The 14,594-nt window shown below is 50.4% G+C and carries 12 protein-coding genes; 1 reads left to right on the forward strand and 11 read right to left on the reverse strand.

Annotated elements, in window-relative coordinates:
- The first annotated feature begins 331 nt into the window (after positions 1-331).
- Entirely contained in the window at positions 332-2,563 is a 2,232-nt protein-coding gene (locus tag L2W58_RS09715) for a penicillin-binding protein 1A (RefSeq protein WP_236103147.1), read from the forward strand.
- 58 nt (positions 2,564-2,621) lie between these two features.
- Here L2W58_RS09715 and L2W58_RS09720 read toward each other — a convergent pair whose 3' ends face one another.
- The 11 genes from L2W58_RS09720 to L2W58_RS09770 are packed head-to-tail and all read right to left on the reverse strand — an operon-like array spanning position 2,622 to position 14,568.
- On the reverse strand, positions 2,622-3,434 hold the full coding sequence (locus tag L2W58_RS09720; RefSeq protein WP_236103148.1) for a pyruvate, water dikinase regulatory protein: 813 nt from the start codon (positions 3,432-3,434) through the stop codon (positions 2,622-2,624).
- 27 nt (positions 3,435-3,461) lie between these two features.
- Positions 3,462-5,528: a glycine--tRNA ligase subunit beta gene (gene glyS, locus L2W58_RS09725; protein ID WP_236103149.1), complete on the reverse strand. Its 2,067-nt coding sequence runs from the start codon at positions 5,526-5,528 to the stop codon at positions 3,462-3,464.
- 13 nt (positions 5,529-5,541) lie between these two features.
- Entirely contained in the window at positions 5,542-6,417 is an 876-nt protein-coding gene (locus L2W58_RS09730) for a glycine--tRNA ligase subunit alpha (RefSeq protein WP_236103150.1), read from the reverse strand.
- Positions 6,418-6,444: 27 nt separating this feature from the next.
- On the reverse strand, positions 6,445-7,143 hold the full coding sequence (gene recO, locus L2W58_RS13165) for a DNA repair protein RecO (RefSeq protein ID WP_236103151.1): 699 nt from the start codon (positions 7,141-7,143) through the stop codon (positions 6,445-6,447).
- Complete coding sequence (era, locus tag L2W58_RS09740; RefSeq protein ID WP_236103152.1) at positions 7,140-8,069, reverse strand: GTPase Era; 930 nt, start codon at positions 8,067-8,069, stop codon at positions 7,140-7,142. Before era ends, recO begins: the two co-directional genes overlap by 4 nt.
- Positions 8,059-9,336 (reverse strand): hemolysin family protein, encoded by a 1,278-nt coding sequence (locus L2W58_RS09745; protein WP_236103153.1) that lies wholly within the window; start codon positions 9,334-9,336, stop codon positions 8,059-8,061. Before L2W58_RS09745 ends, era begins: the two co-directional genes overlap by 11 nt.
- Positions 9,337-9,343: 7 nt before the next feature.
- Positions 9,344-9,844 (reverse strand): rRNA maturation RNase YbeY, encoded by a 501-nt coding sequence (gene ybeY / locus L2W58_RS09750; protein ID WP_236103154.1) that lies wholly within the window; start codon positions 9,842-9,844, stop codon positions 9,344-9,346.
- The gene (locus tag L2W58_RS09755) at positions 9,844-11,949 is read right to left on the reverse strand and encodes an HD family phosphohydrolase (protein ID WP_236103155.1); all 2,106 of its coding nucleotides are present in this window, start codon (positions 11,947-11,949) and stop codon (positions 9,844-9,846) included. Before L2W58_RS09755 ends, ybeY begins: the two co-directional genes overlap by 1 nt.
- Positions 11,849-12,889 carry a PhoH family protein gene (locus L2W58_RS09760; RefSeq protein ID WP_236103156.1) on the reverse strand — a complete coding sequence of 347 codons (1,041 nt, stop codon included), beginning with the start codon at positions 12,887-12,889 and terminating at the stop codon, positions 11,849-11,851. The genes L2W58_RS09755 and L2W58_RS09760 overlap by 101 nt, the downstream gene beginning before the upstream one ends.
- 19 nt (positions 12,890-12,908) lie before the next feature.
- Entirely contained in the window at positions 12,909-13,142 is a 234-nt protein-coding gene (locus tag L2W58_RS09765) for a NifU family protein (protein ID WP_236103157.1), read from the reverse strand.
- Between the two features lie 13 nt (positions 13,143-13,155).
- Positions 13,156-14,568 carry a pyruvate carboxylase subunit B gene (locus L2W58_RS09770; RefSeq protein ID WP_236103158.1) on the reverse strand — a complete coding sequence of 471 codons (1,413 nt, stop codon included), beginning with the start codon at positions 14,566-14,568 and terminating at the stop codon, positions 13,156-13,158.
- Between the last annotated feature and the right edge of the window lie 26 nt (positions 14,569-14,594).

Raw genomic sequence — 14,594 nt, forward strand, 5'->3', positions numbered from 1 at the left:
CCAGCCGAAGCCTTCAAATATATACCTTCGTCCCACTTGCATGTGTTAAGCACGCCGCCAGCGTTCGTCCTGAGCCAGGATCAAACTCTCCATAAAATTTTTCGAGTTACGCTAGTTCGTCTCATGCGCTGTATTCTCTTTTCAAGTTTCGTGCCGCCCTGCGGCGACCGAAGTACTATAACATCTCACTCGATATCCTGCAACCCCTCGACGAGTTTTTTCGTGTTTCCCCCTTTTCGAACGGATTTCCTATGAAGACATGAGAAGGTAGGTGTTATAATCCAATGGTATCGATAATCTCGACGAAAAAACCACTCAAGGAGTGTGATCCATGTTACGCAAAAAAACTAAAAATCGGAAGGCCCCCTCTTCTATTTGGCGAATTCTGGGGACCTTTTTCTTTTTGTCTTTGACGGTAATAGTCGCGTTAAGTGCTATCGGAACTGCTGTCATCGTGTCGAAGCTGGCCCAGGGTTTGCCCTCCGACGACGAGATACTTTCCTATAAAGCCAACGAGGCCAGCGTCGTGTACGATAGAAACGGCAAGGTGATAACGAAACTATTTCTGGAAAACAGGCGACCGGTCGAGTTGAAGGACATCTCCAGATGGATGGTGATGTCCACTTTAGCGGCGGAAGACTCCTCCTTTTATTCCCACCACGGGATAAGACCTCTGGCGATTCTGCGATCGATCTTTTCAGGCGAAGGCGGACACGGCGCAAGTACGATAACACAGCAGCTGGCCAGGAATTTATTCCTCACATTGGATCAGACGATGCAGAGAAAGGGAAGAGAGGCGATTCTATCGCTTCGCATAGAACAACTGTACAGCAAAGATAAGATACTTGAGACCTATCTAAACGCCATCTACTTCGGACACGGAGCTTGGGGAGTTGGGGCCGCAGCTCAGGCATACTTCGGAAAAACGCCGTCGAATCTTACCTTGGCTGAGGCATCTGTTCTCTCAGGTCTTATAGCGGCACCGGAGAGATATTCTCCGATAAAGAATCTAAAAAAGTCAAAAGTCCGTCAAAGATACGTCCTTCAAAGACTGACTACTTTGGGGTGGATAACGGAAGAACAGAAAGAAAGAGCCTTATCGGAAAAATTGACTTTTAACAACACCACCGTAAAAAACGTTCTTAACGTCAACAAAGCTCCTTATTTCGTGAGTCATATACTCTTCAAGAGACTTTTGCCTAAATATGGAAGAGATAGGGTCTACTCTTCAGGTCTAAAGATATATACCACCATCGACCTGGATCTACAGATAGCGGCGGAAGAGGCCATCCAAGAGCTTAAGTCCGAGGGAGCCATAGTAGCAATAGATCCTGAGACAGGAGAGATATTGGCTCTGGTCGGGGGGAAGGATTTCGAGATCAGCAAATTCAACAGGGCCACTCAGGCCTATCGCCAGCCCGGCTCGGCCTTTAAACCGATTCTCTACACCGCGGCGCTGGAAAGCGGCTATATGCCCACGGATCATATATTGGACAAACCCATCTCCTATGAAATAAAGGAGAGCGTCGACAAGATTTGGACTCCCGGCAACTACAGCAAAAAATTCGCAGGGGAAGAACCGTTGTTCGAGGCCCTTACCCATTCTCACAACACACCCGCAGTTAGGCTTACCGATCTTACCGGTGTAGACGCGGTGATGTCCATGTCCAGAAGGATGGGTATAACATCGCCACACCTATCTCCCGCTTTATCGATCGGACTAGGTACTGCCAGCGTGACCCCTCTGGAGATGGCATCGGTTTACTGCGTCTACGCAAATAACGGCAAAAGAGTCACCCCCTACTCTATAAGAGAGATACGGGATAACAACGATAAAACACTCGAAAACCACACTCCGAGACTCGAAAAGGCCATAGAGTCCTCCACCGCCATAGTGATGAGATCTATGCTGATAGACGTAGTCAAGGCCGGAACGGGACGCAGAGCGGCCCTACCGGGATACGAGGTCTTCGGAAAAACGGGAACGACGAACGAGTATAGCGATGCGTGGTTCGCTGGCGGTCTCCCCGGATTGGTCTCCGTCGTGTATGCAGGCAACGACGATCATAGACCTCTAGGAAGGGCCGCCACGGGAGGGAGAATAGCTCTCCCCGTTTGGAAAAATTTCATGGAAAAAGCCGTTACCATGAGGACCTATCCGAGCACTTTCGACGTGCCAGAAGATTCTCCGGTGGTCAAGGTCAGGATTTGCCGCAAATCCGGCTACATAGCTTCAGAGGGATGCTCTTCCGCAGAGCTGTACTTGCCGGAAGACAGAGCACCGAAGGCGATTTGCCCTTTACATGGCGGATCTCCCATGATGGCGATGGAGGATCCCAACGCTCCCAGATTACTTCTGCTTCCTCAGGATCGCTCCTTCCAGTTGGGAGAGATGACCGTTCCGTCGGAAGTCGCTCCGTCTACGATACCGCCATCCATTCCCGCTCATGTTCCTCAGGGAATTGCGCCTGCCACCGATCCATATGCCGATGAACGCGAAACTCCTGCAACGGTCGAGGATAAGTATCAGCAACTTCTCAAACAGTACGGTCTTTCAGACTGACAACTAAAAAATTGCCCCGACGGCTTAAGCCGTCGGGGCAATTTTTTAGTTCTATCCTCTAGTTTGCTTGGGTCAGCCTCATGTCCTCCAGGAGATTTTGAGAGATCTCCTCAATCGATCGATCGGTAGTATCGTAAACACGACAGCCTACCTTTATCATTATCTCTTTTGCGTAATTAAGCTCTTGGAGTATTCTCTTTTCCTGAGCATAAGCGGATATATCGGGATCCAATCCCATTATCCTCAGCCTATCCTTTCTTATTTTCATCAGCTTATCGGGACTGATCAACAATCCGACACATCTTTGAGGCATGACCTGCCAGAGAGTATCTTGAGGCGCAACCTCTGGAACCAGGGGTAAATTAGCGACTTTATATCCCTTGTTGGCCAGAAACATGGACAATGGGGTTTTCCCCGATCTAGAGACTCCCAGTACAACTATGTCCGCCGAGGGCAACAGATTTTGGCTCTTTCCATCGTCGCACTTGATGGAAAACTCAATAGCCTTTATTCTTTGAAAATACTTGTCGTCCATTCGACGAAGCAACCCCGGCTTTTGAAGTGCGTTAAACCCACTCCAAAGGGAGACGGCCCCCTGCAGAGGTCCCAAAAGATCTATCGCCATCACACCGTTTCTCTCAGCTTGGCCCATCAACTCTCTTCTGACCTCATCTGACACCAAAGTGGAGACGACCAAAGCCTCTCTTTCTTTAGCTTGCTCGATGAGAGGTTCTATTTTTTCCGGCAGATCCACGAACCTAAATCGGATGAACTCCACGTCGAGATCCTTGAACTGGGTCAATACCGCCTGAACTATATATTCAGCGGTCTCTCCGGTCGAATCGGAAACCAGGGCTATAGTTGGAGACATCTTAGACTCTCCTTATTCCGCAAGCTGTTACCTCTTAAGTCGAGAGAGATTGCCTACCTCTCGGAAAAGATCCTCACATTTTCCGAGAAGGGCCAGTCTGTTCGATCTGATCGCAGAATCTTCGTCCATAACCATAACGTCGTCGAAAAACGACGTTATGGAGGGGGAGAGCCTTGAAAGAGATTCCATCAGAAGATCCCAGTTATCCTCCTCTACCGCCCTAGAGACCGTTCGGGAACAGTCTTCAACCGCTTCGGCGAGATCCTTTTCGGCAGGCATAAGGAGTTTTGCGACCTCTACGGAACTTCCTCTCTCCTCTCCGTTCTTGGCCAGGATGTTCTGTACTCTCACGGCAGCTGTGACCAGATTGATAAACCACTGTTCTTCCTGAACGGCCTTCAACGATTCGAGGAACCTCAGCGCCTGTAGCGGGCGTCCTCCCGTGACCGAAACCGACAGCTCCGCAAGATCATGAGAGAAGTCCTTTTCCTTAAGCTGGATAAGAAGTCTTTGCCTTATGAACGAGATGAGTTCTTCCATGGGTTCTTCCTCCAGCTGGAGGGATCGGGCCGCCTCTTTTAAGAACTCGTCCAGATTTACGTCGAGGGGCAAACTCCATATTATCTCGTTTACGCAACGAACAGCCCTTCTCAGTCCGTAGGGATCCTGAGATCCCGATGGCCTAAATCCCATTTTAAAAGCCCCTACCATGTTGAAGACCCTTTCGCTCAATCCCAACACCGCTCCTATAACGTCGCTCGGCGTTTCGTCTCCTGCGCTCTTGGGAAGATACTGCTCATATACAGCCATGGCAACCCTGGGATCCTCGCCGTCTTTTAAAGCGTACTCCCTTCCCATGATTCCCTGAAGTTCCGGAAACTCATATACCATGTTGGTGACGAGATCGGATTTGGAAAGCATGGCCGCTCTCTCTATCAGTTTTATATGTTCCTCCAATCCAAGCATGGAGGTTAAACTGCGGACCAGATCAACAGTTAGCATTACTTTATCGTAAACCGATCCGAGCTTTTCCTGATATACAACGGTCTTAAGCTGATCCAGTTTAGACGCCAAAGGCTCTCGGCTGTCCTCGTTCCAGAAAAACGATGCATCCTCCAGCCTGGCCCTAAGGACCCTCTGATTCCCCTCCACTATGACGTTCATGTTAACGGCTCTGTTGTTGCTTACACCTACGAAATAAGGCATCAGTTTCCCCGAATGATCCCGGACGGGGAAATACTTCTGATGATGTTTCATAGTGGTGATAAGGACTTCTTCCGGCAACTCCAGGTATTTTTTGTCAAATTTGCCGTAAAAAGGAACAGGATATTCTACAAGAAACAGGTTTTCCTCTATCAGATCAGGATCTCTGTCTATAGTCCCGTCAATCTCTTTTTCAAGAATCGCTATAGCGGAAAGCATTTTTTCTTTCCTCTTTTTTTGATCCACTATGACGTAGTTATCGTAAAGTTTTTCCATGTAGGACGACTCCTTGGATACCGAAACGGAAGGAGCCCCCATGAATCTGTGCCCTCTCGAGATCTGGCCGGATTTTATCCCGTTTAATTCGAATGATACAACTTTATCGTCGAGGAGACAGAGGATCCACCTTATAGGCCTGGCGAACCGGACGGATGTTTTCTTCCAATACATGTTCTTCGGAAAAACAAGTCTGTTGACGATTCTACAGAGCATATCTGGCAGCAGTTCCAGGGTCTGACCGCCCCTTTGGTTCACCACGGCAAATACATAGGGGACTCCGTTGACGTCCCTTTTTTCAAGGTCCTCCACCTCTATGTTCTTGCTCTTGGCGAATCCTACGGCGGCCCTGGTGGGTGTCCCGTTCCCGTCGAACGCGCTTTTCCAGGCAGGACCTTTAAACTCTTCCGATAGATCGTCCTGACAGGAATTGAGCTTCTTTATCGAGAGCACCAGCCTCCTGGGAGTTCCGTAGGTCTCTATATTGCCACAGCTTATACGGGCCTCGGAGAACTCGGTCGAGGCTATGTCGGCCAGTTCCCTCAGGGCATGAGGCATGAAACGAGAGGGGATTTCCTCCGTACCTATCTCTAAAATCAGGTTGTTCGTCTCCATTGCGGCACCCCTCCTAAACTAACTTTCCCTTTAGCGGATAGTCCATGGCTTTACGTTGAGCGCTGTAGCTCTCGCAGCATTTTATTGCCAGAGCGCGAATTCTGGATATATACCCGGTCCTCTGAGTTACGCTTATGGCGTTTCGTGCGTCCAACATGTTGAACGTATGAGAGCATTTCAGTGTATAGTCCCACGCCGGAAGGACCAGCCCTTTATCGATTATATTGTGGGATTCTCTCTCGTACATATCGAAAAGCTTAAACAACATGTCTGTGTCGGCGATCTCGAAATTGTAGGTGGAGTGCTCTACCTCGCCTTTATGATGGACATCCCCGTAGGTCAACTCATCGTTCCAATTGAGATCATAGACATTGTCGACCTTCTGGACGAACATGGCGATTCTCTCTATTCCATAGGTCAACTCCGCCGGGACCAATGTCATGTCCACCCCGCCGACCTGCTGAAAATAGGTAAACTGAGTTATCTCCATGCCGTCCAGCCAGACTTCCCAGCCCAACCCCCATGCTCCCACAGTAGGAGATTCCCAATCGTCCTCCACGAATCGGATATCGTGTTCCGATGGGTCTATTCCTAAGGCGGCGAGGCTATCCAGATAAAGCTCCTGAACGTCGTCAGGGGCGGGCTTCAGTATCACCTGATACTGATAATAATGTTGAAGCCTGTTGGGATTTTCTCCATATCTACCGTCGGTAGGACGTCTGGAAGGCTCTACGTAGGCGACCTTCCAGGGCTCAGGCCCGATCACTCTCAGGGAGGTCGCCGGGTTCATGGTACCGGCTCCTACCTCGACATCGTAAGGCTGTTGTACGACACATCCCCGTTCCGCCCAAAAACGCTCCAGACGAAAGATTATCTCCTGAAAATTCAAATAGACCACATCCTTGCCGAAAGTTTTTTATCTAAAAGCCTTTAGGTTACTCGAAATTATACTCCTGACAGTATACAAATTCTTGCGTTTATCCTTGGATAACGCTTCCCGGGATAAATTTTTCTTATCCGTCGTAGCCCAAAAAGCGGCTGCCTCAAGAGGTATACGACCTCGCCCGCCGGGCGAACAAACAGGACACAGAAACACCCCGTCTTTCCAGGTTCCCTCGGATAGCCTTCCTCCGCAATTTCCGCAAAAGGAGAGAGAAGGGGCTGCCCCCCAGACCTTAAGGATCCGCCATAAAAATCGCAGATCCATTCCCCAGGGATCCCGCCTGTCCTCCAGAAGTTCCAAGGCCCAGAAAAAGACGGGGATTATCTCGTCGACAGGATGCTGATAGGGTAACATCTCGGACAACAATCGACACCATCCCAAGGCGAACTTAAGGGATTCCGGCATATTTCGAAGAGCCCAGAAGTCCCTCTTCACCTCTATCTCCTTCAAAAAGGAGCGATTCCTGCCTTTGTAGAATGAGAAGACTCCCCAGATCAGAGGTTCGGTACTGCCGCCCAATCTCACCCTGCCGCGGCCCCCTCCCGGCAAGGAGAGCCAATGGACGCCGTCCCCTCGAAATAGGCACATAAGACGGATATCCCCTTCAGGGCTGATCTCCCGTCTGAGAACGACCCCGGTTCGACGACGAAGTCCCTGAGTTTTTTCGATCACTCTCTATATCCGAGACGACGAAGATCCGACTCGGAGTTCCGCCAATCCTTCCTGACCTTTATCCACAGGTCCAAAAAGACTTTCCCTCCCAGGAAGCTTTCCAGGGCCTCCCGCGCCGCAGTTCCTATCTCTTTCATCTTCTCGCCGCCAGAGCCCAGTAAAATGAGCTTCTGGCCGCGGCGTTCCACGAATATAACTCCTCTTATGTAGGTATCTCTCCGTTCAGGATATTCTTCAGGCGATTTATACTCCAGGATCTCCACCGCCACGCTGTGCGGCACCTCCTGGTCGGTTCTCAAAAGCACCTGTTCCCTTATTATCTCCGCAGCCAAAAAACGGGAGGAACGGTCTATCAGCATATCCTCCATATACATAGGAGGGCCCTCCGGAATATGTTCAAGTATGAAATCCATTAGCGTCTCCAGGTTGATGTTCTCTCTGGCGGAGACGGGTAAAACATACATGGGGTTCAATTTTTTACGGTAGGTATCTATCAAGGGAAGAATCTTAGCCTTCTTGGAACCCAGGATATCCACTTTGTTTATCACCATGATAACAGGCGTGTTCGAGCTTTTGAGACGCTCGATTATATGCCTGTCCTGGCCGGTGATCCCTTCGTCCTGAGCCGAGACGACGTAGAGGATAAGGTCAGCATCGTCCAGGGCTTCCAAAGCCGAGTCGACTATGGCTTCTCCGAGACGATGCTGCGGCTTATGGATTCCCGGGGTATCTGTAAAGACGATCTGGCCGCCTTCCACATCTGCGATGCACCTTATTCTGTTTCTCGTAGTCTGAGGTTTAGGGGAGACTATCGTGGCCTTGCAGCGTAAAAGGGCGTTAACCAAGGAGGACTTGCCGACGTTAGGTCTACCGACCACGGCTACGATTCCGGATCTGTAGCCCTCGTCGAATTTGTCAGTCGTCATCCTCTACACACTCCTCTGTATCAGTTTTTCTCAACTCTACCTCCATCACTCTGTGATCCGCTAAGCTTAACACGGTAAACTCCCAAGGACCGTAAGTCACGGAGCTACCGGTGCCGGGGAAATCCCCGGACAGATCGGTTATCAATCCACCGACCGATTCCACGTCTTCCGATTCGAATGGATACCCAAGAAAATCGCTCAGATCCTCGAGGTCCATGTTTCCCTGAACCCGATAGACCCCTTCCTCTACCTCTTCTATGGCCGGAAGTTCGTGATCGTATTCATCTTGGATCTCCCCTACTATCTCCTCAAGGAGATCTTCTAGGGTTATTATCCCGGCGGTGCCACCGTACTCGTCGACCACCACCGCCATATGAATCCTTCGACTTTTCATTATGTTGAAGAGATCGGGAACCTTCATGGTCTCCGGAACAAAGAGAGCGTCCCTCTTAAGGCTGGCTACCTTCACGCCGGTTTTTCCCGAATAGAGCAACCCTATAAGGTCTTTCACGTAGAGGATCCCTATGATGTCGTCTAAGCTATCCTCGTAGATCGGTATCCTGGAATGACCGTGTTCCTCCAGATGGGGAACCAGCTCCTCGATGGTTATGTCGCTATCGACGACGTCCATATCTATGCGAGGAACCATGACCTCCGAGACCTTGGTGTCCTCGAAAGAGATTATACCGTGGATCATCCGCCTTTCCGACTCCTCTAAAGCGCCAGAAGCCTCCCCGATCGTAACTACCTGTTCTATCTCCTCTCTGGTGACGAAAGAAGCCTGCAGAGAGAGATCTACCTTGGAAATTCTGCCTATCGCGGTTACTATGCCGCCTATTACCCACACGAAGGGAGACAACACAAGGTTGGAGAATCGAATAAAATGCAGGGTCAAAAACAGGACCTTTTCGCTTCTTGCCAAAGCGAAACTCTTGGGCAGAATTTCGCCGAAGATAACTATCAACACCGTCATGGCCGTCACAGCAAGTATGACTCCATGTCTTTGAAAAACCATCACGGCAAGAGTCGTAGCCAGAGAACTAGCCGCAATGTTGACCAGATTGTTGGCGATCAGGATCGTGGTAAGGGCACTCTGGCGATCCCTCAAGAGCCAATCCAGAACCTTCCGAAAACTAACATAGCGATCTCTCAGGGCAAGCAACTTGGCTCTGCTTGTGGCGGTTATGGCCGTTTCCCCACCGCTGAAGAGTCCGGAGAGAAAGAGCAGAAAGATCACGAATATCAGGCTTTTCAAGAGGATAGTCAAAACCAGATCAACCCTCCTGCCCCAATTTTTCCATCGCTATATCTCTGTATTTTTCCTGTAGGGACCACATGGCAGCTTCTTTCTCCTGCGTATCGTGATCCCACCCTAAGAGATGAAGAACACTGTGAAAAACCATCAAGGCCATCTCTCTGTCGTAGGACTCATTTCGTTCCTCGGCGTTACGATTTACGACGGGAGCACATATGACAACATCTCCCAACGGTAGCTCGGTCCACTCCTCCGGTGGTGAGAATACTCCATCCTCCTCCCATTGAGGAAAGGAGAGTACGTCGGTAGAATCGTCGCAGTCCCGATAGGACTTGTTCAGCTGTCTCATGGTCTCCTCATCAACGGTGGCTATCGATACGGACACTGAATCCCTCATGCGCCACTGTGGCCAGACCTCGTCGAAAAGCTGAGCTATGCAGAGAGAGAGAACCTCCTCGTCAAGTATCGCAGACGGTCGAGGGTCACCCTCGTCGTTTGAGATGCCAATCTCCAGTTTCATCACATCTGTCCATCCTTTCCAGTTTCCGGTGTTTTGTCTTCCTGCAACGGTACGATGTTTCTGGTATGGTACATCGATTTTAACGTCTGAAGCATTACTTCCTTTATCTTAGCCAAATCCAACAGGGTAAATCCGGTCTCGTCAAGCTGACCATCTCTCAACTTGGATTCGGTAACCCCGTCGACTATTTCCTTCAGGTCCATGAAACTCTTTATGTTATCCCTCTCCGCTCTGACCGCCGCCTCTATCGAATCGGCCAACATGACCAATCCGGTCTCCTTCGTCTTAGGCCTGGGACCGGGATACCTGAACTGACTCTCGGAAGGGTCGAGTCCCATCTTTTTCGCCTTTTTATAGAAATATCCCAGACAGGTCGTGCCATGGTGCTCCGCGATAAAGCGTCTTATCCCCTCAGGTAATTTGTTCTCCATGGCCAAGTCCAGTCCCTCTCTCACATGAGACACTATCACGAGGGCCGACATAACGGGAGAGATATCATCGTGAGCGTTTTTAGATCCAAACTGATTTTCCACGAAAAACTGCGGACGCTTCAACTTTCCTATATCGTGAAAGAAAGCTCCGGATTTTACCAGTCTGGAGTTAAGTCCCAATGCATCGGACGACGCCTCGGCAAGTATAGCAACCATTTGAGAATGATGATAGGTTCCCGGTGCCTCTATTTGAAGCCTTTTCTGGAGAGGATGGTCGGGTTGACAAAGTTCTATTAGGCGCAGAGGCGACAGGACGTCGAACAGCCCCTCCGTCAAAGGAAGGATTATCATCGTTAAGGTTCCCCAAAGAACCGACAGAAGAAGGACCTGCAGGGGGAAGACATAGTCGAAGGGACTGTTGAATATCCATCTCGACAATAAGAGGACCGCTCCTGAGACCAGGCCGAGCTGCACCATACAGAGCCAAAGGCTCGATCTGGAATCGATCCTCCTGAATAGGATTTCTCCTACCCCGGCGACGACCGCCCCTATCAATAGGATTTCTCCTGACGATATCGGAGTGACGTCGAAAAAAAGAGACGCCAACAGAAGGGTCCCAGCCAAAACAGTGGCTCTGGCCTTTCGATGGGGCATCGTTACATAGGCTATTCCTGCCATGGGCACTATGCCGAGCCCCGTCATCCCGTAAAAGGCGGATAAAAGTCCCATTGCGAGGCACAACGCAAAGAGAAAAGCCATAAAGCCAGCTTTTCTCTCGTCCCATAGGCTGAGGACGTTTTTTTGGGTCCAGACAAAAACCAATATGACCGAAAAAAAGATTACAAAAAGGGTCTTAATAGGAAAATTCGCCTCAGGATACCCCTGCCTTCTCAACAGCTCGGTAATTTGAGGGGTGATCGTCTCCCCTTTGGAAACTATTACCTCTCCGGTCTGAATCTCTTTCGACACCGTCTCTACCGCGTCCGCAACGATATCTCTCAATCTGTCAGTGATGCCCGATTCTCCCGAGACAGCCGGTATAAGGATTCCCGACAAAACCTGCACGGCTATATTGGCCTCTCCAGGATTCAAACCGCTATTATCCAGGACACGCCATAGATAGTCTTCAGAAACACCCTGCAGAGAGTCTCTGTAGGTATCCGATTCGGAGACCTCCAAACCGGTTTTAGAGGTGACTTTAAGCAGGAGATCTCGCCTTTCGACCGGGAGAGCCCTAATAAGCTCGATGAAAGCTTGAGAAAGTCCGGCCTCCTCCAGACGACCTTCACCTATCAGAGAAAGTCTCTCCTGGGCTTCCTTTATCTGACCAGTCTTTCTCACCAACACGTCTACTATGCTGTTTTTTGAGAAATCCCTAAGCTGTTCGGTCTCTTTGTCGTCTTCATAACGCATGTTGAATAACGCAAAATAATTTCTAGTCGCAGGGAGCCCCTCTACGAAAGCCCTATCGATGTCTATGGATACCCACCTAAAGACCAAGAGCAGACAGGCAACGACAAGGAGGGCTGAAAGCGATAGGTAAGTCGCTTTCAGCCTCTCATGAGACCGGTCCTCAGCTTTGGGCTGCTGTCGAACAGTTTCCTGTCTCTTGTTTTTCTCTTTGTCTTTCTTCATGTCTTTCATAGGCAGCCACAACCCTCTGAACGATCTCATGGCGTACGACGTCGACGTTTTCCAAGCGGATAAAATCGATTCCTTTAACACCTTCGAGTATGTCCTGAACGACGAAAAGCCCGGACCTCTTGCCTGAGGGGAGGTCAACCTGGGTCAAATCCCCCGTTACGACCGCCTTGGATCCGAAACCGAGTCTCGTCAGAAACATCTTCATCTGTTCCGGAGAGGTGTTTTGAGCCTCATCCAATATTATGAAACTGTCATTCAAGGTACGCCCTCTCATATAGGCTAAAGGGGCTACCTCTATGACGTTCTTGTCGACATATCTCATAAACCGTTCCGGACTCAGGAGGTCGAAAAAAGCGTCGTAAAGAGGTCTTAGATAGGGCTCCACTTTTTCCTTCAGGTCCCCTGGAAGAAAGCCAAGGCTCTCTCCTGCCTCTACCGCCGGACGGACCAGCACGATCCTGCTGATAGCGCCGGACTTCAACATATTGACGGCCTCGCAGACCGCCAGATACGTCTTTCCAGTACCGGCCGGACCTATTCCAAAGACGACGTCGTTCTCCCTGATCGCTTTTATATAGGCTCTCTGTCCCAGGGTCTTCGGTCGAACCGGCTTCCCCCTGGCGGTCATACAGAGTAGATCGTCGTAAAGGGCCTCTAGATCGACGGACCCTCTCTTGGCGATCATGTCCATTCCATATCTTATCTCCGCCGCCCTTATAGCATGGCCCTTGGAGGCTATTCTAAGCATCTGATCTATAAGATCGGAGACCATCTCTACAGCATCTCTATCGGGGCCTTGAACGGTTATGTTCTCTCCCCTAAGGACTATACGTACCGGATACCTCTCCTCAATCAGATGGATATTCTCGTCGTCCTTGCCGGAAAACTTCGAACCCGAGCCAACCGTCCCGGACTCAAAGACGGAGGAATAACCGCCCGGCGTCTCCTCTACTGTAATTTTACTGACCAAGAGGACAACCTACCGGTGACTAGGCTCTGACAACCGAGGAGACCTCCGGAATCTCCCTCTTCAAGACCGCCTCTACCTGCATTCTGAGGGTCTCCTGAGCAAAGGGACAGGTACCGCAGGCCCCCTGAAGACGGGCAGAGATCACTCCCGATTCTTCGTCGAAGGACACCACCTCGATATCCCCACCGTGACTTTGAAGGGCGGGACGGATGCCTTTATCAACTACTTCGTTGATCCTATCTATCAAACTCATTTCAACCTCCTGGTTACACCGGATAAGCGATCTCTTCTACTACCTCGTCGAGACCGATATCTCTTAAGTTCAATTTAGAGTACTGTTTCATGAGGAAGTCCTTCGCCACGGCCGGGAAAAGGACGTAACTGAGGACGTCTTCCGGCTGGGTTATCCAGGCAGCTATATCGGCCCTGGCCCTGTCGAGTTCGGGGTCGATCTTCTCTCCCGGCCTGCAGGTTATGGGTTTCTCCCCTCCGAGGGCCTTCGCCTGAACCTCGGGGTCGACCTCTGCGGGAGGCTTCCCGTAGTAACCCATAAAGTAGTTCTTCACTTCCTTGGGGATGATCTTCCATCTCTCCCCTACGAGGACGTTCAAGGTCGCTTGGGTGCCGACTATCTGACTGGTGGGGGTCACCAGCGGAGGATACCCCATGGCCTTCCTGACCACCGGCACCTCTTTGAGAACATCGTCCAGGCGATGTTCCGCCGACTGCTCCCTAAGCTGATTCACCAGATTGGAGTACATTCCTCCCGGTATCTGATATATCAATACGTTTGTATCGGCTCCGTCGAGCTTCACGAAAAGGTCGTCATACTTGGTCCGAAGTTTCTTGAAATGATCGGCTATAGGAACCATATTCTCCAAGGAGAGTCCCGTGTCGAAGGAACCGCCGGACAAGGCTGCCACCATGGACTCCGAAGCGGGCTGACTGGTTCTCATTGAAAAGGGCGATATAGCACAGTCAACCACGTCCGCACCGGCCTCTATGGCAGCGTAATAGGCCATTGACGCCAATCCACTGGTATAGTGACTGTGAACCTGCACGGGAAGCTCGGTCTCTTTCTTTATCCCTCTTACCAGACGATCCGCATCGACCGGACTGAGGAGACCGGCCATATCCTTGATACATATCGAATCGGCTCCCATGTCCCTCATCTTCCCAGCGATATCGATGAACAGCTCGTTCGTGTGCACCGGAGATATGGTATAGGAAATACACATCTGGAGGTGGGCCCCCTCCCGCTTGACCTGTTCGGACGCGACCTCAAGGTTTCTAAGATCGTTCAAGGCATCGAAGACCCTCATTATGTCGATTCCGTTACCGACCGCCCTCTTGACGAATTCCCTCACAACGTCGTCTCCGTAATGTCTGTATCCGACCAGGTTCTGTCCACGAAGGAGCATTTGAAGCTTCGTGTTCTTGATATGTTTTCTGAGGACTCTAAGGCGTTCCCAAGGGTCCTCGTTGAGGAATCTCATGCAGGAGTCGAAGGTGGCCCCTCCCCACACCTCCAGGGAGTGATATCCAACCTGATCCATCTTCTCCAGGACCGGCAGCATATCCTCGATCCGGAGTCTAGTCGCCATGAGAGACTGGTGAGCATCCCTCAAAGCGGTCTCGGTTATCCCTATTTTCCTGAAAGAGTTTTTCGACTGACTCATAGCCCTACCTCCATATCCAGTAACTG

The organism is Dethiosulfovibrio faecalis (assembly GCF_021568795.1).
GTDB classification, from domain to species: Bacteria; Synergistota; Synergistia; order Synergistales; family Dethiosulfovibrionaceae; genus Dethiosulfovibrio; species Dethiosulfovibrio faecalis.

What these genes read in the sequence shown, in the direction of transcription:
- L2W58_RS09715 (WP_236103147.1), top strand. Translation starts at nt 332, where the DNA reads ATGTTACGCAAAAAAACTAAAAATCGGAAGGCCCCCTCTTCTATTTGG.
- L2W58_RS09770 (WP_236103158.1), bottom strand. Translation starts at nt 14,568, where the DNA reads ATGAGTCAGTCGAAAAACTCTTTCAGGAAAATAGGGATAACCGAGACC.
- L2W58_RS09765 (WP_236103157.1), bottom strand. Translation starts at nt 13,142, where the DNA reads ATGAGTTTGATAGATAGGATCAACGAAGTAGTTGATAAAGGCATCCGT.
- L2W58_RS09720 (WP_236103148.1), bottom strand. Translation starts at nt 3,434, where the DNA reads ATGTCTCCAACTATAGCCCTGGTTTCCGATTCGACCGGAGAGACCGCT.
- glyS (WP_236103149.1), bottom strand. Translation starts at nt 5,528, where the DNA reads ATGGAGACGAACAACCTGATTTTAGAGATAGGTACGGAGGAAATCCCC.
- ybeY (WP_236103154.1), bottom strand. Translation starts at nt 9,844, where the DNA reads ATGAAACTGGAGATTGGCATCTCAAACGACGAGGGTGACCCTCGACCG.
- era (WP_236103152.1), bottom strand. Translation starts at nt 8,069, where the DNA reads ATGACGACTGACAAATTCGACGAGGGCTACAGATCCGGAATCGTAGCC.
- L2W58_RS09755 (WP_236103155.1), bottom strand. Translation starts at nt 11,949, where the DNA reads ATGAGATCGTTCAGAGGGTTGTGGCTGCCTATGAAAGACATGAAGAAA.